We start from the raw sequence: 24,989 nt of genomic DNA on the forward strand, positions 1-24,989 counted from the left end.
GGCGCCAGGCCCGTTAAACCATGGGCACCAGACAGGCATTCATGGGCGCTGTGCTCACCAATCCACTGCGGGTAGGACTCCGCCAGGAGCGGGTTATCCCGCCCCAATGCCTAGTGATTTTTGGGGCCAGTGGCGACCTCACCCACCGCAAGCTGGTGCCGGCGCTATTTGAGTTGTTTCGCCAGCGCCGCCTGCCCAGTGAATTTGCGGTGCTGGGCTGCGCCCGCCGCCCCTGGAGCGATGAGGACTTCCGCGGCAAGATGGCCGAGGCCATGGCCCAAGAGGTGGCTGAGCACCGGGTGGCCTGGGAGCAATTTGCAGCCGGGCTGTTTTACGAGCCGGTGGACCTGGAGGATCCCCCTTCGGTGGTGCGGCTGGGCCAGCGGCTAGAGGGCATCGACCGGCTGCGGGCCACCCGCGGCAACCGCACCTTCTACCTCTCCGTATCGCCCAACTTCTACGGCAGTGGCTGCCGCTCCCTGGCCGCCGCCGGGCTGCTGAGCGACCCGAGCCGCAGCCGGGTGGTGATCGAGAAGCCCTTCGGCCGCGACTACGGCAGCGCCCAGGAACTCAACCGGGTGGTGCAGACCTGCGCCCAGGAAAACCAGATCTTCCGGATCGACCACTACCTGGGCAAGGAGACGGTTCAGAACATCCTGGTGATGCGCTTCGCCAACACGATCTTTGAGCCGATCTGGAACCGCAATTACATCTCCAGCGTGCAGATCACGGCGGCCGAAACCGTGGGCGTGGAGGAGCGGGCCGGCTACTACGAAAGCTCGGGCGCCCTGCGCGACATGGTGCAGAACCACCTCACCCAGATGCTCGCCCTCACCACCATGGAGGCACCGGGACGCTTTGACCCCGAGTCGATGCGCAACGAGAAGGCCAAGGTGCTGCAAGCGGCGCGCCTAGCCAATGAAGATGAGCCCTGGAAGTGTTGCGTGCGCGGCCAGTACGCCCCTGGCGGCTCCCACAGCCGACCAATCGCCGGCTACCGCCATGAGCCGGGGGTGAACCCGGAGAGCACCACGGAGACCTACGTGGCAATGAAGCTGTTCATCAACAACTGGCGCTGGCAGGGCGTGCCCTTCTACCTGCGCACCGGCAAGCGCCTACCCAAGCGGCTCTCCGAGGTGGTGCTCACCTTCCGCGAGGCGCCCGTGCACCTGTTTGATGCCGCTGGCGGCGCCCCCACCCCCAACCAGCTGATCCTGCGCATCCAGCCAGATGAAGGCGCTGAATTCAAATTTGAGGTGAAGTCCCCCGGCTCCGGCATGCGCAGCCGGCCGGTGGATATGGCCTTTTCCTACGACGACAGCTTCGGTGAACCCAGCGACGAGGGCTACGTGCGCCTGCTGGCTGACGCCATGCTGGGCGACCCCACCCTGTACACCCGCAGTGACGAGGTGGAGGCCGCCTGGCGTCTCTACACGCCGCTGCTGGAACTGATCGAGGACGCCCCCTCCCAGCTGCCCGTGTACCCCTACGAAGCCCGCACCTGGGGTCCTGCCGCCGCCGACAACCTGCTGGCCGAAGACGGCCTGGCCTGGCGTCGCCCCTGATTTCTCTTGCCCTGACCCCACCGCGAGTCTGCCCCCATGTCGACCCAGCTCACCCTCCAGGCCCCCCTCGCCCTACCCCCCGACCAGGTGCCCGGCTACCTGGAGCGCCTCTGGAATCAGGAATTGGGCAGCCCCCCCGGCGCCGCCACCTTCACCCTGGTGGTGTGGGAGGGCTCCTGGCTGGAGCAGCAGCTGGTGCGCTGCGGCCGGCTAGATGGACCAATCACAGGCCTGCTCAATGAAACGGTGCTAGAGGCGGCCCGAGCCGCGGCGGTGAGCTGTGGCTTGCCCCTGAGCACGGCACCGATGGATCCCAAGCTGGCCTGGGCGATCGGCCAGCTGGGCGGCAATCACCACGCCGAAGACCAGCGCGGCCAGTTTGTGGAAGGGGCGATCAGCGCCCACATGCCCCGGCGGCTGATCACCCTGGCCCCCACCCTCGACGGCGGTCAGCCCTTAGAAACCCTGGTGGCCGCCTACTGCCCCCTGCCGGAGGAGGGCGCTGGCGGCTCCGCTTGCGGCGACGTGGTGGTGCTCAGGGGCGGCACCGGTGCCCTGCGCCAGAACCTCGATCTGGTCCAACCGCTGATCGCCCCAGACCTGCCCTGCTGGGTGTGGTGGAACAGCAGCCTCGATGAGGCCCCTGATGTGATGGCGGCTCTAGCCACCGGCGCCCGGCGCCTGGTGGTGGATTCGTCGCTGGGGGATCCGCGCCGCTGCCTCGACCTGCTGGTGGACCGGATCGATGCGGGCCAGCCGATCAACGACCTCAACTGGCTGCGGCTGCGCAGCTGGCGCGAATCCCTGGCGATGGTGTTTGATCCGCCCTCGCGGCGTGATGCCCTCAACCACGTGGTGCAGCTCGACCTCGACGTGGAGGGCAGCAACCCGGTGAAGGGTTTGCTGTTGGCGGCCTGGCTGGCCGACCGGCTGGGCTGGCACCTGATCTCCACCTATGCGGTGGATGGCGACGGGGTGGGCGATGGCATCGGCGCCGAATTCGAGCGCACCGACGGCCAGACCGTGCGCTTCCGCCAGATGCCAGTGCCAGTGGGCGTACCCAAAACCCACCCCGGCGCCATGGTGGGACTGCGGCTGATCTGCCAAAGCAGCCAGGGCTCACCGCTATGCGTGATCCTCTGCTCCGAATCGGGCGGCTGCATGCGGCTCGAATCGGGCGGCATGGCCAGCATGGAACTGGCTGAGGAGGTGGTGCCCCTGCCCAATGAGAGCGAGGAGATGGAGATGGCCCGCCTGCTCTCCGGCGGCCACGACTCCACCAACCCCCTGCTGGCAGCCGCCGCCCCCCTCGCCGCCAAACTGCTGCCCTAAGACCGCTGCCCTGAGAGCCTCCCCTGAATGGCCTGTCTGATCGCCGCGCCCAGCAGCGGTAGCGGCAAGACCCTGCTGAGCCTGTGCCTGGCAGCCTGGGCCCGGGCGCAGGGCCTGGGTTTGCAGCCCTTCAAGGTGGGGCCCGACTACCTCGATCCCCAGCTGCTCAGCCGGGTGAGCGGCCACACCTGCCGCAACCTCGATCCCCTGCTGTGCGGGCCCGAGTGGCTGGAGCGCTGCTTTAGCTGGCACGGCAGCCGGGCCGACCTGGCGCTGGTGGAGGGGGTGATGGGCCTGTTCGATGGCCGCGGCCCCAGCAGTGAGGGCAGCTCGGCGGCGGTGGCGGCCCAGCTCGGTCTGCCGGTGGTGTTTGTGGTGGAAGCGTCGCGGCAGGCGGGCTCCCTGGCGGCGCTGGTGCGGGGCTTCCGCGACCATGGCCCACCAGCGGTGCAGCTGGCCGGGGTGGTGCTCAACCGGGTGGGCAGCGAGCGCCACCACGCCCTGCTGGCGGAAGCCCTGGCCAGCATCGAGGTGCCGCTGCTGGGGGTGCTGCCGCACCACCCCAGCCTGGAGCTGCCCTCACGTCACTTGGGCCTGCTGCCGCCGGAGGAGCTGCAAGACCTCGAGCAGCGCCAGGAGCAGTGGGCCGAGCTGGCCACCCGCCACCTAGACCTGAAGCAGCTGGTGCCGCTGCTGGCCCCACCAGCAGCCGAGCCAGGGGCCGAAAATCCGATCAACTGGTGCCTTCGGCAGAGCCCCCACCTGCGCCAGAGCCCCCAGCCCCTGCCGGTGGCGATCGCCAGCGATGCGGCCTTCCATTTCCGCTATCCGGAGGCCGGCGAGCTGCTCGAGGCGGTGGGGCTGGAGCCTCGGGCCTGGAGCCCCTTGGCCGATGAGCCCCTACCCGAGGGCTGCCGGGCGGTGCTGCTGCCGGGGGGCTATCCGGAGCTGCACACGGCCCAGCTGGCGGCGAGCCGGCGCAGCCTGGGCGACCTGGCCCGGGCGGCGGCGGCGGGGCTGCCGCTGGTGGCCGAATGCGGCGGCCTGCTGCTGCTGGGCGAGCAGCTGGCCGATGGCGAGGGGCAGCTGCAGCCGATGGCTGGCGTGCTGCCCTTCAAGGCCCGCAAAGGCTCTCTGAGCCTGGGTTACCGCACGGCTACCGCCACGGCCAATGGCTTGCTGGTGCGGCCGGGCGAGAGCTTTTGCGGCCATGAATTTCACCGCTGGCAACTGGAGCCTCTGCAGAACTGCGACAAAGCTGTGGCAGCCGGCGACGGGCTGTGGCAGCTTGACGGCTGGGGGACCGTAACCCGGAGCGAAGGATGGACAGCGCCGAACGTGCACGCCAGCTGGCTGCACCTCCACTGGGCTGGATGCCCGGTGATTCCCTCACGCCTGGCAGCCGCAGCCGCGCGCGCCGCGCCGCTGCCGACGAGCGCCGCTTTGTGCAGCCCCACGAACCCCGGCCCCAGATCCAGCAAGAACGCTGGCGTCTGATCGTGCGCGGCCAAGTGCATGGGGTGGGCTACCGGGCCGCCTGCAAGCTGCGGGCCCAGGATCTTGGCCTGAGCGGCTGGGTGCGCAACTGCTCCGATGGTTCGGTGGAGATAGAAGCTGAGGGCTGCCCGCAGGAGCTCACCGAGCTGCGGCTGTGGTGCGAGAAGGGCCCGGCTGAAGCGGTGGTGAATAGCGTGGCTAGCAGCCAGGTGGCCGCTGCCGGCACCGACTGGTTTGAAGTGCGTCGCTGAAATGCCCAAATAACGACCGCACCATGAGTTCCAACCTGCTCGGCGAGCTAGCAGCTTTTGGTTTGGCGATCAGCTTTTCGCCGCTGCACATCGGCCTGCTGCTGCTGCTCCTGCTCGGCCCCAAGCCGCTGCAGCGGGGCGGGCTGTTTGTGGCTGCCTGGCTGGTCACCGCCGCCCTGGCCATTACCCTGCTGCTCACGGTGGGCCACGGCTTGCTGCTGAGCATGGACAAGGGCAGCGACCACCTCACCGGCCTCGACCTACTGGCCGCCGGCGCCCTGCTGGGGCTGGGGGTGAAGGAGCTGCTGAATAAAAATGAAGAGGGTGCGGGGCCGCCGGGCTGGACGCGCCGCCTCGATCAGTTCTGTGCCCTGCCCCTGCCGCTGCTGCTGGCCATCAGTGCCGGCCTGCAGGTGGCCAGCCCCGACGATCTGTTCCTGTTTGCCAAGTCCGCCAGCAGCCTGCTGTCAGCGGGGCTCGGCCGCGGTCAGGAGCTGCTGGCCACTGGGGTATTTAGCCTGGTGAGCGCCAGCCTGCTGCTGCTGCCGCTGCTGGCCCTGCTGCTGGCTGGCCCAGAGCGCATGCTGCCCCTGCTGGAGCGGGGCAAGCAGTGGCTATTCGCCAAGGGCGACCTGCTGGTGGGCCTGGTGAGCGTGGCCTTGGCGGTATATCTGGGCTGGCAGGGCATCGAGGGCCTGCGGCTGGCCTAGGCAGCCAGAGCTATCAGCCATCCACCTGCAACCAGTCGCTCCAGAGCTGCTGCTCGGCGAGGGCGCTGGGCCCGGCACCCGAAGCGCCGGCCTGGAGCGTGACCGCCTGGCTGGCCCGGCTCACGGCCACGTACACCAGCTGGCGGCGCAGCACGGTGTCGCTGGGCCAGAAGACATCGCCATCCACAAACACCTCGGCAAAAGTGCTGCCCTGGCTGCGATGCACGGTGAGAACGGCGGCCGGACCGAGGGAGGCAAAGGCATCTCGCACCAGGAAAAAACGGCGCCACAGCCCCTTGCCGTCCTGCTTGCCGGCGTCCTTGGCCTGTTGGCGTAGGCGGGCCAACACAGCCTCGAAGGCGATCCTGGCCGCCGAGCCCAGGGGCGGCAGTAGGCGCAGGCTCAGCTGGCTATCGCCGGCCTCCACCCGGGCGGTGAGGGTATCGATCACCGGCGCATCAGGCACGCCGAAATCGGCCAGATCGCAGCGTTCGGGGATGACATCGCGCACCACCAGCTCCCGGTTGGAGCCCAGCAGCATGTCGGGCTCCTCGGCGGCGTCCTCGCCCTCGCGGCAGGCGGGGGCCATCACGGCAGCGCGGGTAATCAGCACCTCACCTGGCAGCACCGGCAGCTGGTCGGCCATTTCACCGTGCAGGGCGCGGCGGGCGATCGGCACCAGCTGCTCGAGGGAGCGGTTGGTGTAGCAGAGGATGCGAGCTAGGTCGGGGTTGTCGGTTTCGGCGCTGCGGCGCAGGGCGGCCTGGGCGGCTTGCAGCCAGGCGCCGCGCTCCAGCAGGGCCACCTGACCGCTGGCATTGCGGATCGGCGGCAGCGGCGGCGGGCGGCGGCAGGGCAGGTCGCCCTGGCGCAACCCCGAGGCCAGGCGCAGCACCGGCCCCTGGTGGCGCACCACCTGACGCAGCTCGGCCCGGCTGGCCCGGCCCAGGCTGAACACCGGGCTCACGGGTTCACCAACCGGCGGCAACTGGGCCGGATCGCCCACAAACACCAGCCGGGTGCGAAAAGAGTGGGCGCAGCGCAAGCTGATCTCCAGCAGGGTGGAGTCCACCATCGAAGCCTCATCGATCAGCACCAGGCCCAGGTGCTCGAGGGCGACGGCGGTTTGCTCGGTTTCCTCGCAGCGCTCGATATCGCGCTGGCGCCTGAGTTTCAGCCGCAGCAGGCGGTGAATGGTGGAAGGAAACCAGGTGGGCGAAAGGCCAGCCCCAGCCAGGTAGGAGCGCAGCACACCCACGGCTTTATGGGTGGGGGCCACCACGGTCCAGCAGAGGCCGGTGGCCTCCACCTGGGCCAGAAAGCGCATCGAGAGAAAGGTTTTGCCGGTGCCGGCGTAGCCGCTCAGCACAAACGGCGTGCCATCTGCGGGCGCCACCAGCCAATCGGCGAAGGCGGCGGCGGCGGCCTGCTGGTCGGCAGTTAGGGCCGCGGCTGAGTCGGGAGCTTCGGAGTCAACCAACCGCGGTGAACCAGCCCAGGCCCTGGGCCAGATGCAGCGGCGAGCCAGCCAGCACCAAACCAGGCAAGGCCACCAGTGGCCCGATCAGGGCACCGATCAGCACCTCAAGGCGGGTGTGGCCGAGATTTTCCTTGAGGGGTTTTGGGGAGGAATCAGCGCTGGCCATGGAGTTATCACCCATCTCATTGACGCGGGCGGCGGTGAGGCCAGCGGCGCGGCGCACACCGGAGGCGTCGTAGAGCACCACAAAGCAGAGCACGGCCGCCAGGGCAAACAGGGGCCCCTCAAAGCCCTGCACCCAACCCAGGGCTGCGGTGGTGCCGGTGAGCAGGGCCGAGTGGCTCGAGGGCATGCCACCGGTTTCCACCAGCACCCGCGGATTCCAGCGGCGATGCACCACCAACTCAATCACCAGCTTGGAGAGCTGGGCAACGCCACAGGCCGCCAGGCCCCACCAGAGCACGCCGTTGTCGAAGACGCCTACCAACATGGGGTTACTCATCGGTCGCGGCTCGTGATGTAGTCGGCCAGGGCAAGCAGGGGCGCGGCACTCACGTGCCAGGGAGCCAGGGCGGCCTTGGCCTCGGCCACCAGGGCATCAGCCCGCTGGCGCGATTCCTCTAAGCCCAGCAGCTTGGGGTAGGTGGTTTTGTCGGCGGTGAGATCCTTGCCGGCGGTCTTGCCGAGCACCTCGCTGCTAGCCGTGACATCGAGGATGTCGTCGATGATCTGAAAGGCCAAACCAATGCCGCGGGCGTAGGTGCTCAGGGCGGCCAGCAGGTCTTCGGAGGCACCGGCGATCAGGGCGCCGGTGAGCACGCAGGCCCGCAGCAGGGCGCCGGTTTTGTGCAGGTGGATGTATTCGAGGGTGTCGAGATCGACGGATTTGGCCTCACACTCCAGATCCACCACCTGACCGCCCACCAAGCCGGGGGCGCCGGAAGCCAGGGATAGCTCGCCCACCACCGCCAGCAATCGCTCGGCCTCCACGCCTGGGCTGCGCAGCGCCACCATCTCAAAGGCGCGGGTGAGCAGGGCATCGCCGGCCAGGATGGCGTTGGCTTCGCCATACACCTTGTGATTGGTGGGGCGGCCGCGGCGCAGATCGTCGTTGTCCATAGCCGGCAGGTCGTCGTGGATCAGCGACATGGTGTGGACCATCTCGAGGGCCACCGCCGTTGGCATGGCCAAGGCGCTGTCGCCGCCTGCCAGCTCACAGGCCGCCAGGCAGAGGATCGGCCGCAGCCGCTTGCCACCAGCCAGCAGCGAATAACGCATCGCCTCGCGCAGGGACTCGGGCCGCTCCGGCCCCAGGGAGCCATCAAGGGCCGCCTCCACCCGCAGGCGGGTCGCCTCTAGATAGGCGGCGAAGTCAAAGGGGCTGGAGTCCGCCGCGGTCATGGAGCTTCGGCCAGGGGCCTCCGTGCTAGCGGGATTCTCTCAGGCGGGGTGGCGCAGGGGGCTCAAGAGCGCGCAACGTTGCGGCCGAGAGCGCTGGCTTCGCTGAGCCCAGTGTCCTTGGTTTTGGGCACAGTGTCCTTGATTCTGTACAGCTGTACAGGATCAAGGACAGCAGCAGAACACACCACACCCTCGACCCTCACCAGCCCCTCGACCCTCATCAGCCCAGGGACCATCCACTCCCCGCTCAGGGCACCAGATCGCCCAGGCCGTGCTCGACGCCGGCCCGGCGGCACCAGGCCACCACGGTGTTTACCAGCAGCATGGTGACGGTCATCGGGCCGACGCCACCGGGCACGGGGCTGATGGCGCTGGCTAGGGGCTCCACCTCCTCAAAACGCACATCACCGCAGAGGCCCCTCTCGGTGCGGTGGATGCCCACATCAATCACCACGGCGCCGGGTTTCACATGCTCAGCGCCGATCATGCGGGGCCGGCCGGCGGCCACCACCAGCACGTCGGCCTGGCGGGTGAGGGCAGCAAGATCAGTGGTGCGGGAGTGGGCCACGCTCACGGTGGCATCGGCTGCTTGAAGCATCAGCGCCATCGGCTGGCCCACCAGGATGCTGCGGCCCACCACGACAGCCCGCTGGCCGGAAAGGGCCACGCCGTGGCGGGCCAGCAGCGCCATCACACCAGCAGGGGTGCAGCTACGCGGCCCCAGCTCACCCTTGAGCAGGCGGCCCAGGTTGAGGGTATGCAGGCCGTCGGCATCCTTCTCTGGGTCGATCGCCAGCAACAGCGGGCCCTCATCGAGGCCGGCAGGCAGGGGCAGCTGCAGCAGGATGCCGTCGCAGGCGGTATCGGCGTTGAGCTGCTGCACCGCGGCCAGCACTTCGGCCGCACTGGAACCAGCATCGAGGTGGGCGCCGAGGCTGGTGATGCCCACCCGGGCGCAGGCCTTTTCCTTATTAGCTACATAGACGCCGCTGGCCGGGTCGTCGCCCACCCGCAACACCGCCAAACCAGGCGGGCGCCCCACGGCTGCCAGTCGCTCAGCGATCGTCGCCTGCAACCGGAGTTCGATCTCACCGGCCAGCTGGCGACCGTCCATACGGGTGGCCATGGTGCAGAAAGCAAGCACGCCTCCCCAGCTTGCAGTCCCGCCCGGCTTAGGGCCCGCTAGCGTTTTGGAATGGTGTTAAGGCGGCTGCGAACCCTGTGGCGGCAGCTATTGCGGCTGGAGCGCCCGCGGCATTCGCCGGGGGTTTGGCGCAATCGCGATACAGCGTCGGTGCTGCTGGTGTGCGCCCTGGTGGCCCTGGTATCGAGCTGGCCCTGGTTGGTGGAGCCAAACCTGCGACCCGGCATGGAGGCGCCCTTCACGGCTAAAGCTCCGCAGGCGGCAATGGTGGTGGATAGCAACGCCCTGGAGGAGCGGCGCCAGGAGTTGGTGCCTCGCAGCACGGTGCAGGTTGTGGATGAGCAGGCCAACGGGCAGCTGCGTCAGAAATTGGAGCAGGATCTGCAGGCGGTGGAGCAGCAGGCCAAATCAGACCAGCAGCGCATCGAACCGGTGGCAATCACCACCGAGGAGCGCAATTGGCTACGGGAGGAAGGGGTCACCCAGCTCACGGCCTGGGGCCGGGAGGTGCGCCAAGCCCAGCTGCGCATGCTCAGCCAGGGGCTGGCCGCTGGGGTGGCAGAAGGCCAGCTGCTGCAGGCGGCCACCCTGCAGCTCGAGCCCTTGGCACCGCTACCGCGGGGGCTGGGGGCACGGCTTTTGGCTAGCTCCCTGCAGGGCCACTCCAACCTGCGCAGTGATCCAGGCCTGAGCCAGCGACGCATCGAGGCGTTGATCACCCAGCAGGGGATCCCCACGATCAAGGTGCAGCAGGGAGATCTGATTACCCGTCAGGGCGACACGATCAGCCCCCAGGCCTTTGACGTACTCGATTACTTCGGCCTGGTGAACCGGCGGCCGCGGCCCCTGGCCTGGCTTGGTCACTTCCTAGAGGCGCTGGCCATAGCTGGGGTGCTGGTGCTGGTGCTGCGCCGCTGGCGGGCCTGCCTGGAGCCGCGGCAAGCGCTGCTGGCCCTGGGGGCCCTGCTGGTGGTGCAGGGTTTTGCGCTGTGGCTGGGGCCGCTGGCTAGTCCGCTGGTGCTGCTGGTGCCCCCGGCGCTGCTGCTGGCCCAAGGCCTGGGCACCCCCTGCGGCTTGGCCTGGCTGGCGGCAGCCAGCTTCCTGTGGCCGATGCCGATCACGGCCCTGATGGGAGGGAGGCTGCTGGTGGCGGCAGCGGTGGGCAGCGTGGCGGCCCTGGCGGCCGGACGACAGCGCAGCCGGGCCGAACTACTGCAACTGGCGGTGCTGCTGCCCGGCACGGGGCTGCTGCTGCAGTGGCTCCTACTGCAATGGGGGCTGCAGGGTCCGGGAGCGGTGGCCCGGGTGGACCTCGTGAGCGAAGCCCTGCTGCTGGGGGGGCTGCTGATGGCGGGCCTGCTGCTGGCGCCGCTGGTGGAAACCTTCTTTGGCCTGGTGACGCGGGCGCGGTTGATGGAGCTGGCCGACCTGCAAAGGCCCCTGCTGCGGCGGCTCTCGGTGGAAGCACCCGGCACCTTCGAGCACACCTTGATGATCGCGGGCCTAGCTGAGGAGGGGGCGCGGGCCATCCAGGCCGACATCGACCTAGTGCGCACCGGGGCGCTTTATCACGACGTGGGCAAGCTGCACGGCCCCCAATGGTTTATCGAGAACCAGGGTGAGGGCGCCAATCCCCACGACAGCCTTGACGACCCCTTCGCCAGCGCCGCCATCCTGCAGGCCCATGTGGATGAGGGGTTGAAGCTGGCCCGCCGCTACCGGCTGCCGCGCCCCCTGGCCGACTTCATCCCAGAGCACCAGGGCACCTTGAAGATGGGCTACTTCCTGCACCATGCCCGCGAACGGGATCCGGGCGTTGCCGAGGAGCGCTTCCGCTATCAGGGGCCCACGCCCCGCAGCCGGGAGACTGCGATCTTGATGCTGGCCGATGGCTGCGAAGCAGCCCTGCGCTCCCTGCCGCCCGGCACTAGCGAAAGCGAGGCTCGCCAGATGGTGCGACGCATCATCGAAGCGCGCCAGGATGACAACCAGCTAGCAGAAAGTGGCATCAGTCGGGCCGAACTGGAACTACTGATCCGGGCTTTCGTGCGGGTGTGGCGGCGGATGCGCCACCGGCGGATCGCCTACCCGATCCCAGCCAGAAAGGGCTATAGCGCCTAGGGCGGCTCCTCAAATTCCTTCCAGGCCTCGAGCAGGGTGTAGGCCGCCAGTTTGCGCCGCCAAACGTCTACCGCGCCGCCCTGATCTGGATGCCACTTGGGCAGGTTGCGGCGCCAGGCTGAGCGCACCACGGCCCAGTCGCTGCCTGGCTCGACTCCAAGTTCGGCGCAGGCCCGCTCGTAGGCATCGGCTGGGCGTTCCGGAGCCGCTGCAGGCGGCGAAACCGGCCTCCTCAGCAGCAGCCACAGGCAGCGCAGCAGCCCATTGGCAATTAGCAGGACACCCACCCCGGCGAATATCGCCGGCGACCAGAGCATGCGCAGGCTGTCGGCAGCGAGCTGGGAGTTGCCCTGCCCCCCCTGCTGGCTGGCACCCACCAGGATGAAGGCGGCCAGCAGCGCACCGAGGCCAAGACTGATCAGGCCGTGCAGCAGCGAGTCCAGGGCAGGGAGAATCCGGTCCCTCATCGGCGCGGGGCGCGCAGGGACTGCAGCTTGCGCTCCAGCACGATCCCCGCGGGCACCAGGGTGACCAGGTTGGCCACGATCAAGGGGCCATCGCCTGTGTAAAACCCGTAGATGGCCCACAGGGCAATGCCGGCGGTAAAAAGGCCGTACATGCGCAGGGAGATGGCGCTGGTGTCGCCACTGCGCAGGGTCTTGAGGGCCTGGGGGAAGAAGCTCAAGGTGGTGAGCAACGCCGCCAGGTATCCAAGGGCGCGCACAGCAGGACTAACCAAAGGAACTGCCATGGGGATTGGGCGAGCGTGCCGTCAGCATGGGAGCTGGCACTCGATCCTGCCCCCACTCCCATGACATTGCTCAGCTTCCGCGAGCTCCAGGCCCAACTGCAGCCGCATTGGGGCCAGAGCACCGCAGCCCAGGGGCCGGATGTGGACGTGCTGATGGTGCCGTCGCTGTCGATGGACCAGGACCAGATCGACCTGGTGACCGGCGCCCACCACTACGAGGAGCGCCAGCTGTTTTCGCTGATCCGGCTGCGGGATCCGGGGGTGCGCATGGTGTACGCCACCAGCAAACCGCTGGGGGAGCTGGTGGTGGATGCGGTGCTGGAGCTGCTGCCGGGGGTGCCCACCTCCCACGCGCGGCGGCGGCTGCACCTGGTCGACACCGACGACGCCTCCAACCGGCCCCTCACCGCCAAGCTGCTGGAGCGGCCGGCCCTGCTGGGGCGCATCGCCGAGCTGCTGCGGCCGGGGCGCAGCTTCATCAACTGCTTTGTGGTGAGCGACCTGGAACGCCAGCTCTCGGAGCGGCTGCAGGTACCGCTGCTGGGCACCGATCCAGCCCTGGGCTACTGGGGCAGCAAGGCCGGCAGCCGCGAGCTGTTCGCCCGCTGCGGCGTGCCCCACCCCCCCGGCTCGGCCCTCACCCACAACCTCGACGACCTGTGCGAAGCCACCGCCGAGCTGTGGGAAGCCCACCCCGAGCTGCGCCAGTGCGTGGTGAAGCTCAATGAGGGCTTCAGCGGCGAGGGCAATGCGCCTTTGCCGCTCGAACCTCTGCAGCTGGCCGGGCTAAGCGGCGCTGAGCGGCGGCGGCGGTTGCGGCAGGCCCTGGAAGTGCTGCCGATGCCTGCAGCCAGCTGGAAGGAGCAGCTGGCGGTGCAGGGGGCGCTGGTGGAGGCTTGGCTGGAGGGCGGGGAGGAGCTCAGCTCACCAAGCGTTCAGGGCACGATTTATCCCGGCCCAGCCGGATCGGTGGGGCAAGCGGGCCAGGTGGAGGTGCTCTCTAGCCATGAGCAGGTGCTGGGCGGCACCAGCGGCCAGACCTACCTGGGCTGCAGCTTCCCGGCGGCCGAGCCCTACCGGGCCGAGCTGATGCGCCACGGCCAGGCGGTGGGCGAGGCGCTAGCGGCAGAGGGGGCGCTGGAGCGCTACGCGGTGGATTTCATCGCCCGGCGCTTTGGCGATCGCTGGGATCTGCAGGCGATCGAGGTGAACCTGCGCCAGGGGGGCACCACCCACCCCTACATGGCGCTAAGCGCCATCACCAGCGGCAGCCTCGATCCAGCCAGCGGGCTGTATCACGCCCCCAGCGGCCCTTCCCTGCACTACAAGGCAACGGACAACCTCACGGCGCCGCACCTGCGCGGGCTACTGCCGGTGGATCTGATCGACATCGTGGCTGAGGCGGGCCTGCACTTCGACCAGGCCCAGCTGCGCGGCACCGTGTTTCACCTGCTGGGCTGCCTGTCTCAATACGGCAAGCTCGGCATGACCTGCATCGGCCGCAGCGCCGCGGAAGCAGAAGCGGTGTACGCCGCCACGGAAGCGGAGCTACTGAGAGCCGCCCGGCTGCTGGGGCATTAGCCCAATAGCTGCCGCAGGCCGGGGTGGCTTGACAGGGATAGGGAGATCCGGTTGGTTGGAGGAAGTTTTTGAGCACCCATGCAGCGGACGGAGGCCCACTCCATCCATCGCTTGAAGGCCCTGCCGGGTAGCCGGCAGGAGCTCTATCAGGCGGTCCAGAGCAGCAACCCCGAGCTAGTGGGCTGGGGTTTTCTGGAGTTGGAGGCCTACAGGCGCCTGTGGCAGTTTCTGCCGCCCGCTGGCGAATTAGACCGTAGGGCTGCCTAAGGGCACCGATGCAGCAACGGCGCACCTCAGCAAGCCTTTTTGTCGCCACCTTGCTGGCGCTAACGCTGCTGGGCTGCAATGGCGCGGAGCGGCAAAAGCGCGAGGAGGCCGCTGCAGCCCAACGGCAGCTGAGTTCCCTGATGAGCCGCTGCCGCGGCCAGCAGCCAGCGGTGCAGCGTCAATTGCAGGAGCTGCGGCGCAGCAGCAGCGAGCTAGTCAATCTCAAGCAACAGGCCTACTCCCCCCTACGGAGGCCCGCGGCACCAGATCCGGAGCTGATGGCACGCTTCACCCGCGAAGACCAGGAGCTGGAGCAGGAGCGCTATGAGCAAGCCCTGGCCGCCTGGCGCAGCAGCGATCGGGCCGAGCGCCGCTACTGGCAGGGCGAGCAGGAGGCCAAGCGGCAACGCAGCGCGGCCCGCCAGCAGCAAGCCGAAAAAGCCCTGCTGGCCCTAGGAGTTGGGAGCACAACTGCGGATCACAACGCCTGGAGTCGGTGCGATCCGCAGCAACTTGCCGCGGTAGAGCTCCGTTAAGTTCAGTGGGCTTTGGCTCCTCCATGGTCGAAAGATCCACTCGCAGTTCGCGGCGGCCACAACGGCGGCAGCTTTGCTGCCCTGCCCACCCGGAGCAACGCATCGAGGGCAATGGCAGGAAGTACTTCCTGCACCTGCTCACCAGCGAGCAGCTAAAGGCCCGAGGCATGGCGGATAAGAGAGCCAAGCTGGTGATCCAGGCCTATCCGGTGCTGGTGCTCAGCAACGAGTGGCTTGAAGAGCTGTTCTGCCCAATTTGTGGTGGCAACCGCTGGTGCCACATAACCAAGCACGACCGGGTGGAGCACACGGTGCGCTGGGCGCCACGGGAGCTGTGGGAGCAGGTGGCCCACGTGGATCCGGTGGTGGCCAACCCAACGGTGAGTGAATTCACGCGCAGGGAAGCTCGGCGCCTCAACCAGAAACGGGCCGATGGCAAGCGGGTGTTTGACGCTGGCTAAGGCGCCAAGATGTTGTTCTGCTTTTCGGCGGGCAGGGGGCGCTGGAGCAGGGACAAGTAGCGCCTGGTGATGATCGGTAGTTAGTGAGCGTGTATTTCTCAGGGGGAAGCCAGCCGCCATGAAAATTTGGGTGCCTCTTTGATTTTGTACATCTTGAATCTGTACAAGTTGTACAGATTGCCGCACAGCTGCAAATCAGAGGGTGGAACTAGGCGTTGCGAATCACGCGTTCAGGCAAGCGACGCGTGCTGGTTGGCCGCATACAGGCTCAGCGGATGGCTCACCGCTCAGCATCCGCGAGACAACCAAGGGAAGCAGCTGCCTTGGCTAATTGTTTGTCTGCTGTGATTAAAAGTGCGTCATGTTTGAGCGCGAGAGCAAGGAAACTAGTGTCATACACACTTAGCGAGAGAGCCATAGCCTGCTCTAGCGCTGCTATAGCCAGTTCACTGGCGCTAGTAGCCCGAAGCGGCAGCTGCAGCAGATCTGCAAGGAGAGCACGGCATTCATCCAAGCTGAGCAGCTGGCGCTGCACCTGTTTCAACAACACAGAAGCGCACTCAAGAAGGCATAGATCGGGAATCAGCAGCAAGGCATCGCCACTGCACCCCCGTTGCATAGCGAGCTCCAAGGAGGGGGGCAATGGACCATCGGCCAGATAAAGCCTCAGCAGGGCAGAGGTATCAAGTACAAAAGAATGGGGTTGGGTCTGTGCTGATGCGGTCAGTGCTGATGCGGTCATCGCTTCAGCGGCTGCGGTCGGCCTGAATGTCGGCAGCTAGATCAGGGAAATGGCGCCCAGCCAGCAGCGAACGCCATCGCCGGGCCCGCTCAACCCCACCCACCTGGGCGTAGCGCACCTCCCGTTCAATTAGGAGCCGCACCTGCTCCTGCATGCTGCGGTGGTTGCTGGTGGCGAGCTGCCGCAGGCCCTCATAGGTCTGATCCGACAACCCTCGCAAACTGAGTGATGGCATTTTACCTCGCACCAACTGATCTCATTCTGCCATCGCCTACGGTCCACGCCTGCAGCATCAAAGCCCAGTCAGCTCGCTTTTCTGGGATGGAGCGAAAGAAGCTCAATCGAACCGACAGCGTTCCCTTCCGGCCTGTGCCTCTGCTTGCTGACGTGAGTTATCCGTTGGTCGTCCTTGACGAACTGCAGGAATAACGGTTTACCCCGAGTGGTGATGGTGCTTCGCATGGCCTCACGAGCGCCACACACAGAACACAGACCACATCTACTTTATGAACATAAACGCATAACTTAGGCAACAAAAACTGCCTCGGCTTGCTCACCCCTCAACGCCACCCTTCAGCAGTGAGCCCCGTCCGTCGGATGGGCCGCCTGGGACTGGCCCCCAACCTCACCCCGCTGCCACTCGGGCACCAGCTGGGCCAGCAAGTCGAGGGCGGCAGAGGCGTCTTGGCAGCGGATGGCTGCTTCAAGAGCATCCAATTGGGGCCAGAGTTGCTCGGGAGGCAGGGAGGCTTCGCGGGCGCGGTAGATGAGCGGGTGGGGGGTGGCTTCGGAGCTCGCTTCGATCAGCAGCTCTTCGTAGAGCTTTTCACCGGGGCGTAGACCGGTGCAGCTAATCTCGATGTCGCCATCGGGGGTGTGGGCATCGCGCACGCGCAGGCCGCTGAGGCGCACCATCTGGCGAGCCAGGTCGAGGATGCGCACCGGCTCGCCCATGTCGAGCAGAAACAAATCCCCTCCCTCAGCCAGCGCTGCGGCTTGGAGCACCAACTGAGCCGCCTCGGGGATGGTCATGAAGAAGCGGATGATCTCTGGGTGGGTGAGGGTGATTGGTCCACCGGCGGCAATCTGCTTGCGAAAGAGGGGCACCACCGAGCCGGATGACCCCAGCACGTTGCCAAAGCGCACCATCGCGAAGCGCGTGGACGCACCTTGACGATCGGCCTGCTCCGCCAAGCCCTGCACCACTAGCTCGGCCTCCCGCTTGCTGGCGCCCATCACGTTGGTGGGGCGCACGGCTTTATCGGTAGAGATCAGCACCATCTGGCGCAGGCCCTGATCCAAGGCGGCCTGGCCAATCACGCGGGTGCCCTGCACGTTGTTGGTGAGGCCGGCCAAGGGGTTGGCTTCCACCAGGGGCACGTGCTTGTAGGCGGCGGCATGGAACACCACATCCACGGCCTGTTCGGCGAAACACCGCTGCATGAGGGCGGCATCGGCGGCGTTACCAAGCACGGGCACCAAATCGAGGCCCTCGGGCAATTGCTGCTTTAGCTCCTGGTGAATGGCGTAGAGGGCAGGTTCACTGCGCTCCAGCAACACCAGGGCCTTGGGGCCAAGCCGCAGGATCTGGCGGCAGAGTTCGGAGCCGATCGAACCACCGGCGCCGGTAACGGCTACCACTGATCCACGCACGCCTGGGCCGAGCAAGTTGGGATCGGGCGGCACCGCATCGCGGCCTAGCAGCTCCTCGATGGCGACGGGGCGCAGCGTATTGATGCGGGCTTGGCCGCTGGTGATCTCCTCCAAGGAAGGCACCTGCAGCACCGACACCCCCAGCTGCTGAATGTCTTGGACGATGCGGCGGCGTTTGCTGCGGCTGAGGGAGGGGATGGCCAGCAACACCTGGCTCACCTGGTGACTGTTGACCAGCTCGGGCAGCATCTGGGGGGCACGGATGGCGATGCCATCGAGCTCGCGGCGCCAGAGCCCAGGATCATCGTCGATAAAAGCCGCCACGGTGTGGCTGCGGGCGAGACGCAGAGCAGCTGCTAGCTGGGCAGCGGCGGCACCGGCGCCATAGATCATCACCTGAGGCCGATTGTTGCTTGGGGTGTGGTTGGCGCGGAGTAGCAAGTCGCGCAGTACAAAGCGCGTGCCGCCGGTGAGGCCAGTGAGTAGGAGCCAGAGCAGGGGCCAGCTACTACGGGGTGGCATCTGCACCGGCAGCAGGGTTCCGAGTAGATACACCAGCACCACCACGGCGGCATTGCGGGTGGCTAACGCGTAGAACGCTGTACTGCTCACATACCGGGTGAGGCCACGGTATTGGCCGGTGAAGGCATAGACGCTGAGCCCGACAGTCCACACCACTGGGAACAGCCAGAGGCTGGCTCCTAGATGCTCGCTAAAGGGGTGGGCCGTGCGCAGCCAGAAGCTCAGCCAGATCGCCAGGGGGATCAGCAGCACATCGATCATGCCCAGCAGCAGGCGGCGGCCCAGGGGAGGGAGCTCCATCAGGGCGCGACGCAGGGCGGGTCTTCGCATCAGGCCAGGCATTCAGGATCTAGTGCTCTTGGGGGGGGAACGGGGAGGGAGGCTGTCCGCCGGATTGGGTTCACTGCTTGGGCATAGCCATCAGCAACTCGGCCATGGCCATGGGGGGGATCTCGGAGTTAGGAGGGTTTGGGGCATAGGGATTGCTTGGGGCGGCACTGAGCAGCCGAGGAACAACAGCTCTACCAGCCAAGAGCGTTTTCAGGGCAAAGAGCGCAACGACAAATGCTCACCTTGCCGGAGGCGAGAACCATGGATCGCCATCAAACCTGGGAGCTGTTTTGCAACAGGCGCACCAACATGTGGCGCTGGTGGTCTTGGCCACCAAAGAACACGGCCAGCACCTGGATTACCCGCTGCTCAGCGCGTGGGCGAAACCAATACACAGCGCGATCGAGGGCCAGGTGACGAAGGCCAGGCAGGAGATCGTCGTGTGATTCTCCACAAAGGGGAGCTGGGGCCAACCGTTCGGCGGCAGTGATGATCGCCTCGATGCGCACCTGTGCATGCCGGTTTGCCTCAGCCAGTGGTTCTCCAAAGCCGCAATAGGCCTGTGTGAGGTACTCGGTGATCAGCACCAAATCGTTAATCGCTTCTGCGGCGAAGACCACCGTCCACGGAGCCTCGCTCATCGGGGCTGCGCCGCCAACCTGGCCCGCAGTTGATCGGCAGAGATGAAGGACCCATTGGCGCGCTGCTTCAGCAAGACCTGCAAGGCGGCTCGATCGGCTTGGGCATCAGCCTCCTGCTGCTGCAGCAGGTCAAGGCCTTGCTGCAGCACAGCACTCACGGATGGGAAGCGACCAGCGCCCACCAACGCTTTGGCAAAGGCATGCTGATCTTCGCGAAGAGAAACTGAACTCTTGATGACCACTGGAGCACCCTCTACACGTCGTCTCAAGTGTGACTGAGTAGCACCAATCGGTCAAGGGGCCGCGCCAGGCGCCTGGGATTACCCCGGTAGGGCCAGGGGGCTCAAGCCATTCCCCCGTACTCCTCCAACAGCGAGATCACATCTCGGACTCGCCTGGCGTTGCGTTCGGAGGGGTCGAGCTGGTGTCGGAGCTGAACAAGAGAGCATCGATTTTGGAGTTGAACTCGATCTCTCTCAGCTCGTAGTCGACAACGGGTCGCCAGTTCAGCAACTGCTTCGCAGAAGCCTGCGGCTACGCCAAGCAGCGGCGGAACCAGGACAATGAGGAGTAGAACTCCGATCTGCTGATTGAGGGCGACGGCGCCGATGAAGGGGATGTGGACATGGCTGTAAGACGAGAAAAGAGTGATCAGCGCCAGCAGGCCGCCTAGGGCCAGGGTGATCCAACCCTGGATGTCGAACAAAAAAACCCTACCCACGCCGAGCTCTCGCCGCTCAGCTCATAATACACCTGTACTTCTCAACGGGGGGGCGCCCTCGCAGCCACCAGATCGCTTCCAGGGCCAGGCCAGCCAGAGCCCTGCAGCCGAAGTTCCAAGCAAAAGGGCAACAAGCACCTGGGGGCGCTTCTGGCCTAATAGCACTAGCGGCAAGCTCGCTTCACCACAGCTCGCACCACATCCGCGTAGCTGGCCATCTGCTCAGGGGTGATGTTGGGATGCACCAAAAACATCAAGCTGGTTTGACCAAGCAAGCGGGCTACAGGTAGGCGCTCGGCGGGAGCAAGACCTGCATCCTGGAAACACTTTTCCAGATAGATCTCGCTGCAACTGCCGGAAAGGGCGGGATAACCAGCTCCTGTGATCTCAAAAAAGATGCGATCGCGGCTCCAGCCTTGGGCAAGGGCATCAGGCTCCACGAAGACATAGAACTTGTCGGGCAGGGGTTGAAGCTGGATGCGGCCGATGGCGCTCTGGAGTTCGGTGAGGCGGAAGTTGGAGCTGTAGCCGCAGGCCCGCGAAGCGGTAGCGCTCATGGAGCCAGCGAAAGCCAGGTGGATGCTCGCGGCCGAACACGGCCCCCTGGGTTTTGCCGTGTTCCTTAAAGGCCCACATGGCATCCCACAGATCTGCGCGGGAGGTGGTCACCATGCCGCCTTCACCAGCGGTGCTGAGGGTTTTGTCTTGGCAGAAGCTCCAGGCGGCCACATCGTCGAAACTGCCAACAGATTCACCGTGGCTGCGGCTCGGCATCGAACTGGGGCAAGGGAACGATGAGAGAAAGGGCCGGTGAAGACGTGCGGTGAGCCGGAAGATGAGAACGAACGGGAGGCTCATCGCCAATGCCTCTTGGCCAGGACTCAAAGCGACAGCTCGCTGTGCGATCCCAGACGAACAAGCCGAAGCACCTCACCGCCCTGGAGCTGATAAATAAGCACCAAATCCGGGAAGACGTGACAGTCGCGATATCCCTTCCAGTTGGCTCTGAGCTGATGGTCGCGAAACCAGATTGGGAGAGGCTGTTCGGCCAGAAGATGCCCGATCACCTCTTTGAGGCGGGCATCCAGCTCCGAGCCGTAGACACTTTTGAAATACTTTTTATAGTCTTTTTTGAACTGTGTTGAGCGTTCAATCGTCCGCATGCAGGTCGGCGAACAACTGTTCAATGTTCTCTGCGGTCACTCCTCGCCCCTCGGCCAGCTCTTGCATGGCTTCAAGGGTGCCAGCATTTGGGCCCAGAAGATCGAGAAGGCTGAATTGGCCCCCTGCCAAAGCGTGATAAACCTGGTTCACGAAGAGCTGTTCGGACAGTCCAGAAGCAGTTAGCTGTCGCAGCACATTGGCGCGAATGTCGCTGTCGAGACCATTGAGGTCAATCGTTGCTGGTGTCATACCGAAACCTCCTTCATGCCACATTAATGCCGCTGAGGGTTCAACACCCGCGCCGGCGAGGCGGGCACCGAGGCAGATGTGCGAGGCGTAGCCGGCCATCGGCTCAGGTGTGATGGTGGAATGCACAAGGAACATCAAGCTGGTCTCACCCAGTTCACGAGCCACCGGCAACCGCTCAGCAGGGGCCAGACCAGCCTCCTGAAAGCAGCCCTAGGGCTGCGATCTCGCTGAGGATGTGGACATGGCTGTAAGACGAGAAAAGAGTAATCAGCGCCAGCAGGCCGCCCAGGATCAGGGTGATCCAACCCTGGATGTCGAACAGAAAAACCCTACCCACACCGAGCAATCGCCGCTCAGTCCATGATACGCCTGTACTGGTCAACAAGGAGGGGAGGGCGCTTTCGCAGCCACCAGCGCATCCTGCCGGAACCAAAACCTGGGCCACCTGCAGCCGGAACAACACCTGAGCCGCTTTCACCAGGCCGCAGGCCTAAACCCCCTACACCCCACAATCGGCCAGTTTGCGGGCAACAACCTTGGGAACCAGCCAGGCGCCTGCGTCCTAGTCGCCCGCTAGAGGCTGAGGTGCCTGCTCTGGCATCCATGCTTCCTTCACCGGCGGGGATATTAGGAGTCGAACTGGGGTGCAGTTTGCTGCAGCCTGAAACTTATGAATCATTTCCTCCCGTAGGTCGCGTCGTGATCCGGGGCAATGGTGAGTAGCCGCATGTACTGACCCTCACGATGAGCTGTTGCCCTGCGTGATTTGCTGATCCGCAACGAATACACGGCATCGATTCCAGCAGGTGGCTTAATGCTTGTGATCTTCTCCCACTTGATCCCTGGGTCGCGATAGAGCTGGTTCCAGGTGAGCTGGCGGATCTTGTTGAGGGTGTCGAGTGCCGCATGGCGCTCAGCCTTCTGCAGCGTGAGCAACTGCTCCTGAAACACCGGGTTGTTCAGATCCAGCCTGATGCAGCCTTCATGCTTAATCACAGCCAAGGCGCATCAGGGTTTCATCCAGATCGGCATCCGCTGGTGGGTGACTGGCGGACCAGACCATCGCAGCCTGCAGGGCTGCTGCGGCAGCGGGTTCGTGTAACCAGCGCTCATTGTCTGGAATCACTGTGGCGGTGCGAACGATCCAGACACCCGGCTCAGGCTCTTCCACAAGAACATGGCGGCCGGCGTACTGCTTGCCCAGCGAGATCTGGCCATTGCTGCCGACGAGCTTGATGGCGGGCGGATGGAGCGCGGAAGCCATGGCGAGCGAGGGCGGCAGCATTCAGTCTATCGCGACTTTCGTGCGGCACCAATAGAGGAGTTGACCTGAGCGCCGCGGCAGGCATGGGGACTTCAAGCCATTCCCCCGTACTCCCCCTCTGCCAGGAAAGTTGACGCCTCTCCATCTCGACCACTTTTTTCACCAGGGGGCTTGATGGAGCAGAGCAATGCGTCGTTACAGCGAGGCCTTTAAGGCTGATGTGAGGAGGCGTATGACTCCGCCGAACCGCCAGAGCGTGGCTCAGATCTCAGCAGAGCTGGGCATTCACGTGGCCAGCCTCTACAACTGGAGGAAGACCTGGCGTCTGCAAGGAGAGGTGGTGCCTGCATCCGAGAAGGATCCTGAGGGCTGGGGTGCCACCGACAAGTTCACGGTGGTGTTGGAAACCGCTGGGCTGAATGCCACCGAGCTGAGTGCCTACTGCCGTGAGCGGGGCTTGTTTCCCGAGCAGGTGGAGCGCTGGCGCCAAGCATCCCAGGATGCCAATGAAAAGCCAGTGCTCACCTTGACAGAGCAGAAGGATCTAGACCGCCGCCATCAGCAGGACCAGCGTGAAATCAAACAGCTCAAACAAGAGCTGCGCCGTAAGGAGAAGGCACTGGCAGAAGCAGCGGCACTGCTGTTGGCAGCAAAAAAGATCCAGGCCTTCTGGGGAGAGGACGCGGACGACTGACCTCGCCCGAAGACCGCCAGAAGGCTCTGCAGATCATCGATGAGGGGATTGCCGCTGGTGCTCGTGCCAGACAACTGGCCCTGCTGTTGGGCATTTGCCTCACCACGCTGCAGCGATGGCGGCGCCAGTTTGCCGGTGCTGGGGACGGTGTAGATCGCCGCAAGGGCAGCAGCCGCCATGTGCCCCACCGCCTCAGCGAGGAGGAACGCCAGCGCATCCTGCTCACCTGCAACGAGCCGGAATTCGCTGCGCTGCCCCCCGGTCAGATCGTGCCGATCCTTGCGGACCGGGGCCTGTTCATTGGCTCAGAGCGCAGCTTCTACCGGGTTCTCCACGCCCATGGCCAGGCGAATCGCCGCGGTCGCGCCCGACCACCACAGGAGCCGCGCCCTGTGCCACGGCTGCGGGCCGATGGGCCAAATCAGGTGTGGAGCTGGGACATCACCTATCTGCCCACCACCGTCCGAGGCGTGTGGCTCTACCTCTATTTAGTGATCGATGTCTGGAGCCGCAAGGTGGTGGCCTGGGATGTCGCCGAGCGCGAGGATTCAGCCATTGCAGCGGATCTAGTGAGCAGGGCTTGCCTGCGCGAGCGGATCAGCAAAAGCCGCCAGCAGCCGCTGATCCTGCACGCCGATAACGGCAGCGCAATGCGTGCCGCCACGCTGGAAAGCCGGCTGGAAGAGCTGGGAGTGCTGCGGTCCTTCTCCAGACCAAGGGTTAGCAACGACAACCCATACTCCGAATCGCTGTTCCGCACAGCAAAATACCGGCCCGATTACCCAAGTCGGCCATTCGCCAGCGTGGAAGAGGCATGCTTGTGGGTGGCGTCATTTGTGGACTGGTACAACCACCGGCACCGCCACAGCGGCATCAAGTTCGTTACGCCACACCAGCGACACAGTGGCCAAGCCGTGGAGATCTGCCGGCATCGTGCCGATGTCTATGAACAGGCACGCCAGCGGAATCCACGTCGCTGGTCACGATCTACACGTTGCTGGCGTCAACCGGAAGTGGTCTGGATCAATCCACCACCCCCGGAAATCGAACATCAACCAGCTACATTTGCCATGGCTGCCTGATCAGCAGCAGAGACGTCATCTTTCCTGGCAGTCACCGTACTCCTCCAGCAGCGAGATCACATCTCGGACTCGCCTGGCGTTGCGTTCGGAGGGGTCGAGCTGGTGTCGGAGCTGAACAAGATTGCACTGAGCTTGGCGTTGAGCTCGGCGAGCCGCTCGTTCTCGCTCTTCAGCTGCTTCATTCGCTGCTCGTGCTCGATCTTCCTCTGCTCGTGTGCGATCTTCCTCTGCTCGTCGTCTTTCCTCAGCTGCGCGTCCTCGTTCTCGAGCTGCCTCATCCGCTGCTCGTGCGCGATCTCTCTGCAATTGAACTCTATCTCTCTCAGCTCGTAGTCGACAACGGGTCGCCAATTGAGCAACTGCTTCGCAGAAGCCTGCGGCTACGCCAAGCAGCGGCGGAACCAGGACAATGAGGAGTAGTAGGCAGATTTATCGAAACAGCCTTTGCTGATTGAGGGCGACGGCGCCGATGAAGGGGATGTGGACATGGCTGTACGACGAGAAAAGAGTGATCAGCGCCAGCAGGCCGCCCAGGAGAAGGGTGATCCAACCCTGGATGTCGAACAAGAAAGCCCTACCCACGCCGAACACTCGCCGCTCAGCTCATAATACACCTGTACTGATCAACGGGAACACAGCGCGGGGCGCGGATCAATACTGCTTGCACTCGCAGCTGCAAGCGCATCCCGCCGGAACAAGGGCCTGGCCATCCGCAGCTGAAAACTCCCCAACCAGCAGAGCCCTCACGACCTGCAGCCGGAACAACTCCTAAGCGGCTTTCACGGGGCCGCCGGCCTCAAGAGCCGCATCCGCCCCAACCGCGGCCTGAA

The 24,989-nt window shown here is 65.4% G+C and carries 30 protein-coding genes and 2 pseudogenes; 12 read left to right on the forward strand and 20 right to left on the reverse strand.

Going from position 1 to position 24,989, the window contains the following annotated elements; genetic code table 11:
- The first annotated feature begins 41 nt into the window (after nucleotides 1-41).
- The 5 genes from zwf to KBY72_RS08510 are packed head-to-tail and all read left to right on the forward strand — an operon-like array spanning nucleotide 42 to nucleotide 5,355.
- Nucleotides 42-1,565, forward strand: coding sequence for a glucose-6-phosphate dehydrogenase (zwf, locus tag KBY72_RS08490; protein ID WP_254961395.1), 1,524 nt, complete (start codon nucleotides 42-44; stop codon nucleotides 1,563-1,565).
- A 36-nt stretch (nucleotides 1,566-1,601) separates the two neighbouring features.
- Nucleotides 1,602-2,897 (forward strand): glucose-6-phosphate dehydrogenase assembly protein OpcA, encoded by a 1,296-nt coding sequence (locus KBY72_RS08495; protein WP_254961380.1) that lies wholly within the window; start codon nucleotides 1,602-1,604, stop codon nucleotides 2,895-2,897.
- Between the two features lie 27 nt (nucleotides 2,898-2,924).
- Nucleotides 2,925-4,394, forward strand: a complete 1,470-nt coding sequence (locus tag KBY72_RS08500; RefSeq protein ID WP_254993373.1) for a cobyrinate a,c-diamide synthase — start codon at nucleotides 2,925-2,927, stop codon at nucleotides 4,392-4,394.
- On the forward strand, nucleotides 4,343-4,645 hold the full coding sequence (locus tag KBY72_RS08505) for an acylphosphatase (RefSeq protein WP_254961377.1): 303 nt from the start codon (nucleotides 4,343-4,345) through the stop codon (nucleotides 4,643-4,645). The genes KBY72_RS08500 and KBY72_RS08505 overlap by 52 nt, the downstream gene beginning before the upstream one ends.
- A gap of 23 nt (nucleotides 4,646-4,668) precedes the next feature.
- Nucleotides 4,669-5,355 carry a GAP family protein gene (locus KBY72_RS08510; protein WP_254961376.1) on the forward strand — a complete coding sequence of 229 codons (687 nt, stop codon included), beginning with the start codon at nucleotides 4,669-4,671 and terminating at the stop codon, nucleotides 5,353-5,355.
- A 13-nt stretch (nucleotides 5,356-5,368) separates the two neighbouring features.
- Here KBY72_RS08510 and KBY72_RS08515 read toward each other — a convergent pair whose 3' ends face one another.
- The 4 genes from KBY72_RS08515 to folD form a co-directional block, all read right to left on the reverse strand.
- Complete coding sequence (locus tag KBY72_RS08515) at nucleotides 5,369-6,835, reverse strand: AAA family ATPase (protein WP_254961375.1); 1,467 nt, start codon at nucleotides 6,833-6,835, stop codon at nucleotides 5,369-5,371.
- Nucleotides 6,828-7,337, reverse strand: a complete 510-nt coding sequence (locus KBY72_RS08520; protein WP_254961374.1) for a divergent PAP2 family protein — start codon at nucleotides 7,335-7,337, stop codon at nucleotides 6,828-6,830. The genes KBY72_RS08515 and KBY72_RS08520 overlap by 8 nt, the downstream gene beginning before the upstream one ends.
- Entirely contained in the window at nucleotides 7,334-8,236 is a 903-nt protein-coding gene (crtE, locus tag KBY72_RS08525) for a geranylgeranyl diphosphate synthase CrtE (protein ID WP_254961373.1), read from the reverse strand. Before crtE ends, KBY72_RS08520 begins: the two co-directional genes overlap by 4 nt.
- 247 nt (nucleotides 8,237-8,483) lie before the next feature.
- Nucleotides 8,484-9,362, reverse strand: a complete 879-nt coding sequence (gene folD / locus KBY72_RS08530; RefSeq protein WP_254961372.1) for a bifunctional methylenetetrahydrofolate dehydrogenase/methenyltetrahydrofolate cyclohydrolase FolD — start codon at nucleotides 9,360-9,362, stop codon at nucleotides 8,484-8,486.
- Nucleotides 9,363-9,431: 69 nt separating this feature from the next.
- On the opposite strand from folD, the gene KBY72_RS08535 reads away from it, so the two are divergent.
- Nucleotides 9,432-11,501 (forward strand): HDIG domain-containing metalloprotein, encoded by a 2,070-nt coding sequence (locus KBY72_RS08535; RefSeq protein WP_254993375.1) that lies wholly within the window; start codon nucleotides 9,432-9,434, stop codon nucleotides 11,499-11,501.
- Here the strand turns inward: KBY72_RS08535 and KBY72_RS08540 are convergent.
- Nucleotides 11,498-11,968 (reverse strand): hypothetical protein, encoded by a 471-nt coding sequence (locus KBY72_RS08540; protein WP_254993376.1) that lies wholly within the window; start codon nucleotides 11,966-11,968, stop codon nucleotides 11,498-11,500. The genes KBY72_RS08535 and KBY72_RS08540 overlap by 4 nt on opposite strands.
- Nucleotides 11,965-12,252, reverse strand: coding sequence for a SemiSWEET family sugar transporter (locus tag KBY72_RS08545; protein WP_254935999.1), 288 nt, complete (start codon nucleotides 12,250-12,252; stop codon nucleotides 11,965-11,967). The genes KBY72_RS08540 and KBY72_RS08545 overlap by 4 nt, the downstream gene beginning before the upstream one ends.
- 60 nt (nucleotides 12,253-12,312) lie before the next feature.
- Between KBY72_RS08545 and KBY72_RS08550 the strand changes: the two genes are divergently transcribed.
- The 4 genes from KBY72_RS08550 (at nucleotide 12,313) to KBY72_RS08565 (ending at nucleotide 15,097) form a co-directional block, all read left to right on the forward strand.
- Nucleotides 12,313-13,833: a peptide ligase PGM1-related protein gene (locus tag KBY72_RS08550; protein WP_254993379.1), complete on the forward strand. Its 1,521-nt coding sequence runs from the start codon at nucleotides 12,313-12,315 to the stop codon at nucleotides 13,831-13,833.
- Between the two features lie 78 nt (nucleotides 13,834-13,911).
- Nucleotides 13,912-14,100: a hypothetical protein gene (locus tag KBY72_RS08555; RefSeq protein WP_254993380.1), complete on the forward strand. Its 189-nt coding sequence runs from the start codon at nucleotides 13,912-13,914 to the stop codon at nucleotides 14,098-14,100.
- Nucleotides 14,101-14,108: 8 nt separating this feature from the next.
- Entirely contained in the window at nucleotides 14,109-14,636 is a 528-nt protein-coding gene (locus KBY72_RS08560; RefSeq protein ID WP_254993381.1) for a hypothetical protein, read from the forward strand.
- A 23-nt stretch (nucleotides 14,637-14,659) separates the two neighbouring features.
- Nucleotides 14,660-15,097 carry a hypothetical protein gene (locus KBY72_RS08565; RefSeq protein ID WP_254993382.1) on the forward strand — a complete coding sequence of 146 codons (438 nt, stop codon included), beginning with the start codon at nucleotides 14,660-14,662 and terminating at the stop codon, nucleotides 15,095-15,097.
- Nucleotides 15,098-15,377: 280 nt separating this feature from the next.
- On the opposite strand, the gene KBY72_RS08570 is transcribed toward KBY72_RS08565, so the two are convergent.
- From KBY72_RS08570 to KBY72_RS08630, 13 genes and pseudogenes are all read right to left on the reverse strand, one after another.
- Nucleotides 15,378-15,839, reverse strand: coding sequence for a type II toxin-antitoxin system VapC family toxin (locus KBY72_RS08570; protein WP_254961362.1), 462 nt, complete (start codon nucleotides 15,837-15,839; stop codon nucleotides 15,378-15,380).
- A gap of 4 nt (nucleotides 15,840-15,843) precedes the next feature.
- On the reverse strand, nucleotides 15,844-16,074 hold the full coding sequence (locus KBY72_RS08575; RefSeq protein ID WP_254993383.1) for a FitA-like ribbon-helix-helix domain-containing protein: 231 nt from the start codon (nucleotides 16,072-16,074) through the stop codon (nucleotides 15,844-15,846).
- 338 nt (nucleotides 16,075-16,412) lie between these two features.
- Complete coding sequence (locus KBY72_RS08580) at nucleotides 16,413-18,314, reverse strand: polysaccharide biosynthesis protein (RefSeq protein ID WP_254993385.1); 1,902 nt, start codon at nucleotides 18,312-18,314, stop codon at nucleotides 16,413-16,415.
- Nucleotides 18,315-18,616: 302 nt separating this feature from the next.
- The gene (locus tag KBY72_RS08585; RefSeq protein ID WP_254961358.1) at nucleotides 18,617-18,985 is read right to left on the reverse strand and encodes a type II toxin-antitoxin system RelE/ParE family toxin; all 369 of its coding nucleotides are present in this window, start codon (nucleotides 18,983-18,985) and stop codon (nucleotides 18,617-18,619) included.
- A complete protein-coding gene (locus tag KBY72_RS08590) occupies nucleotides 18,982-19,254 on the reverse strand; it encodes a type II toxin-antitoxin system ParD family antitoxin (protein WP_254993386.1) in 273 nt (90 codons plus the stop codon). Before KBY72_RS08590 ends, KBY72_RS08585 begins: the two co-directional genes overlap by 4 nt.
- Nucleotides 19,255-19,328: 74 nt before the next feature.
- A complete protein-coding gene (locus KBY72_RS08595; RefSeq protein ID WP_254931710.1) occupies nucleotides 19,329-19,691 on the reverse strand; it encodes a hypothetical protein in 363 nt (120 codons plus the stop codon).
- Nucleotides 19,692-19,870: 179 nt separating this feature from the next.
- Nucleotides 19,871-20,263, reverse strand: coding sequence for a hypothetical protein (locus KBY72_RS08600; RefSeq protein ID WP_254931728.1), 393 nt, complete (start codon nucleotides 20,261-20,263; stop codon nucleotides 19,871-19,873).
- A 106-nt stretch (nucleotides 20,264-20,369) separates the two neighbouring features.
- Nucleotides 20,370-20,564 (reverse strand): annotated as a pseudogene (locus KBY72_RS14435) (DegT/DnrJ/EryC1/StrS family aminotransferase); the annotation flags it as partial.
- Nucleotides 20,565-20,587: 23 nt separating this feature from the next.
- Nucleotides 20,588-20,869, reverse strand: coding sequence for a type II toxin-antitoxin system YafQ family toxin (locus KBY72_RS08610; RefSeq protein WP_254961356.1), 282 nt, complete (start codon nucleotides 20,867-20,869; stop codon nucleotides 20,588-20,590).
- A complete protein-coding gene (locus KBY72_RS08615; RefSeq protein ID WP_254961355.1) occupies nucleotides 20,856-21,284 on the reverse strand; it encodes a hypothetical protein in 429 nt (142 codons plus the stop codon). Before KBY72_RS08615 ends, KBY72_RS08610 begins: the two co-directional genes overlap by 14 nt.
- A gap of 10 nt (nucleotides 21,285-21,294) precedes the next feature.
- Nucleotides 21,295-21,456 carry a hypothetical protein gene (locus KBY72_RS08620; protein ID WP_254931713.1) on the reverse strand — a complete coding sequence of 54 codons (162 nt, stop codon included), beginning with the start codon at nucleotides 21,454-21,456 and terminating at the stop codon, nucleotides 21,295-21,297.
- 338 nt (nucleotides 21,457-21,794) lie between these two features.
- A complete protein-coding gene (locus tag KBY72_RS08625) occupies nucleotides 21,795-22,115 on the reverse strand; it encodes a hypothetical protein (protein ID WP_254993388.1) in 321 nt (106 codons plus the stop codon).
- Nucleotides 22,108-22,383, reverse strand: a complete 276-nt coding sequence (locus KBY72_RS08630; protein ID WP_254961353.1) for a hypothetical protein — start codon at nucleotides 22,381-22,383, stop codon at nucleotides 22,108-22,110. Before KBY72_RS08630 ends, KBY72_RS08625 begins: the two co-directional genes overlap by 8 nt.
- A gap of 187 nt (nucleotides 22,384-22,570) precedes the next feature.
- Between KBY72_RS08630 and KBY72_RS08635 the strand changes: the two are divergent.
- Nucleotides 22,571-24,159: pseudogene (locus tag KBY72_RS08635) on the forward strand (IS3 family transposase).
- 56 nt (nucleotides 24,160-24,215) lie between these two features.
- On the opposite strand, the gene KBY72_RS08640 reads toward KBY72_RS08635, so the two are convergent.
- Nucleotides 24,216-24,518 carry a hypothetical protein gene (locus tag KBY72_RS08640; protein ID WP_254962186.1) on the reverse strand — a complete coding sequence of 101 codons (303 nt, stop codon included), beginning with the start codon at nucleotides 24,516-24,518 and terminating at the stop codon, nucleotides 24,216-24,218.
- Nucleotides 24,519-24,603: 85 nt separating this feature from the next.
- Between KBY72_RS08640 and KBY72_RS08645 the strand changes: the two genes are divergently transcribed.
- Complete coding sequence (locus tag KBY72_RS08645; RefSeq protein ID WP_254962187.1) at nucleotides 24,604-24,768, forward strand: hypothetical protein; 165 nt, start codon at nucleotides 24,604-24,606, stop codon at nucleotides 24,766-24,768.
- The last annotated feature ends 221 nt before the right edge of the window (nucleotides 24,769-24,989 follow it).

This window comes from Cyanobium sp. BA5m-21 (assembly GCF_024346235.1).
Taxonomy (GTDB): Bacteria; Cyanobacteriota; Cyanobacteriia; order PCC-6307; family Cyanobiaceae; genus Cyanobium_A; species Cyanobium_A usitatum.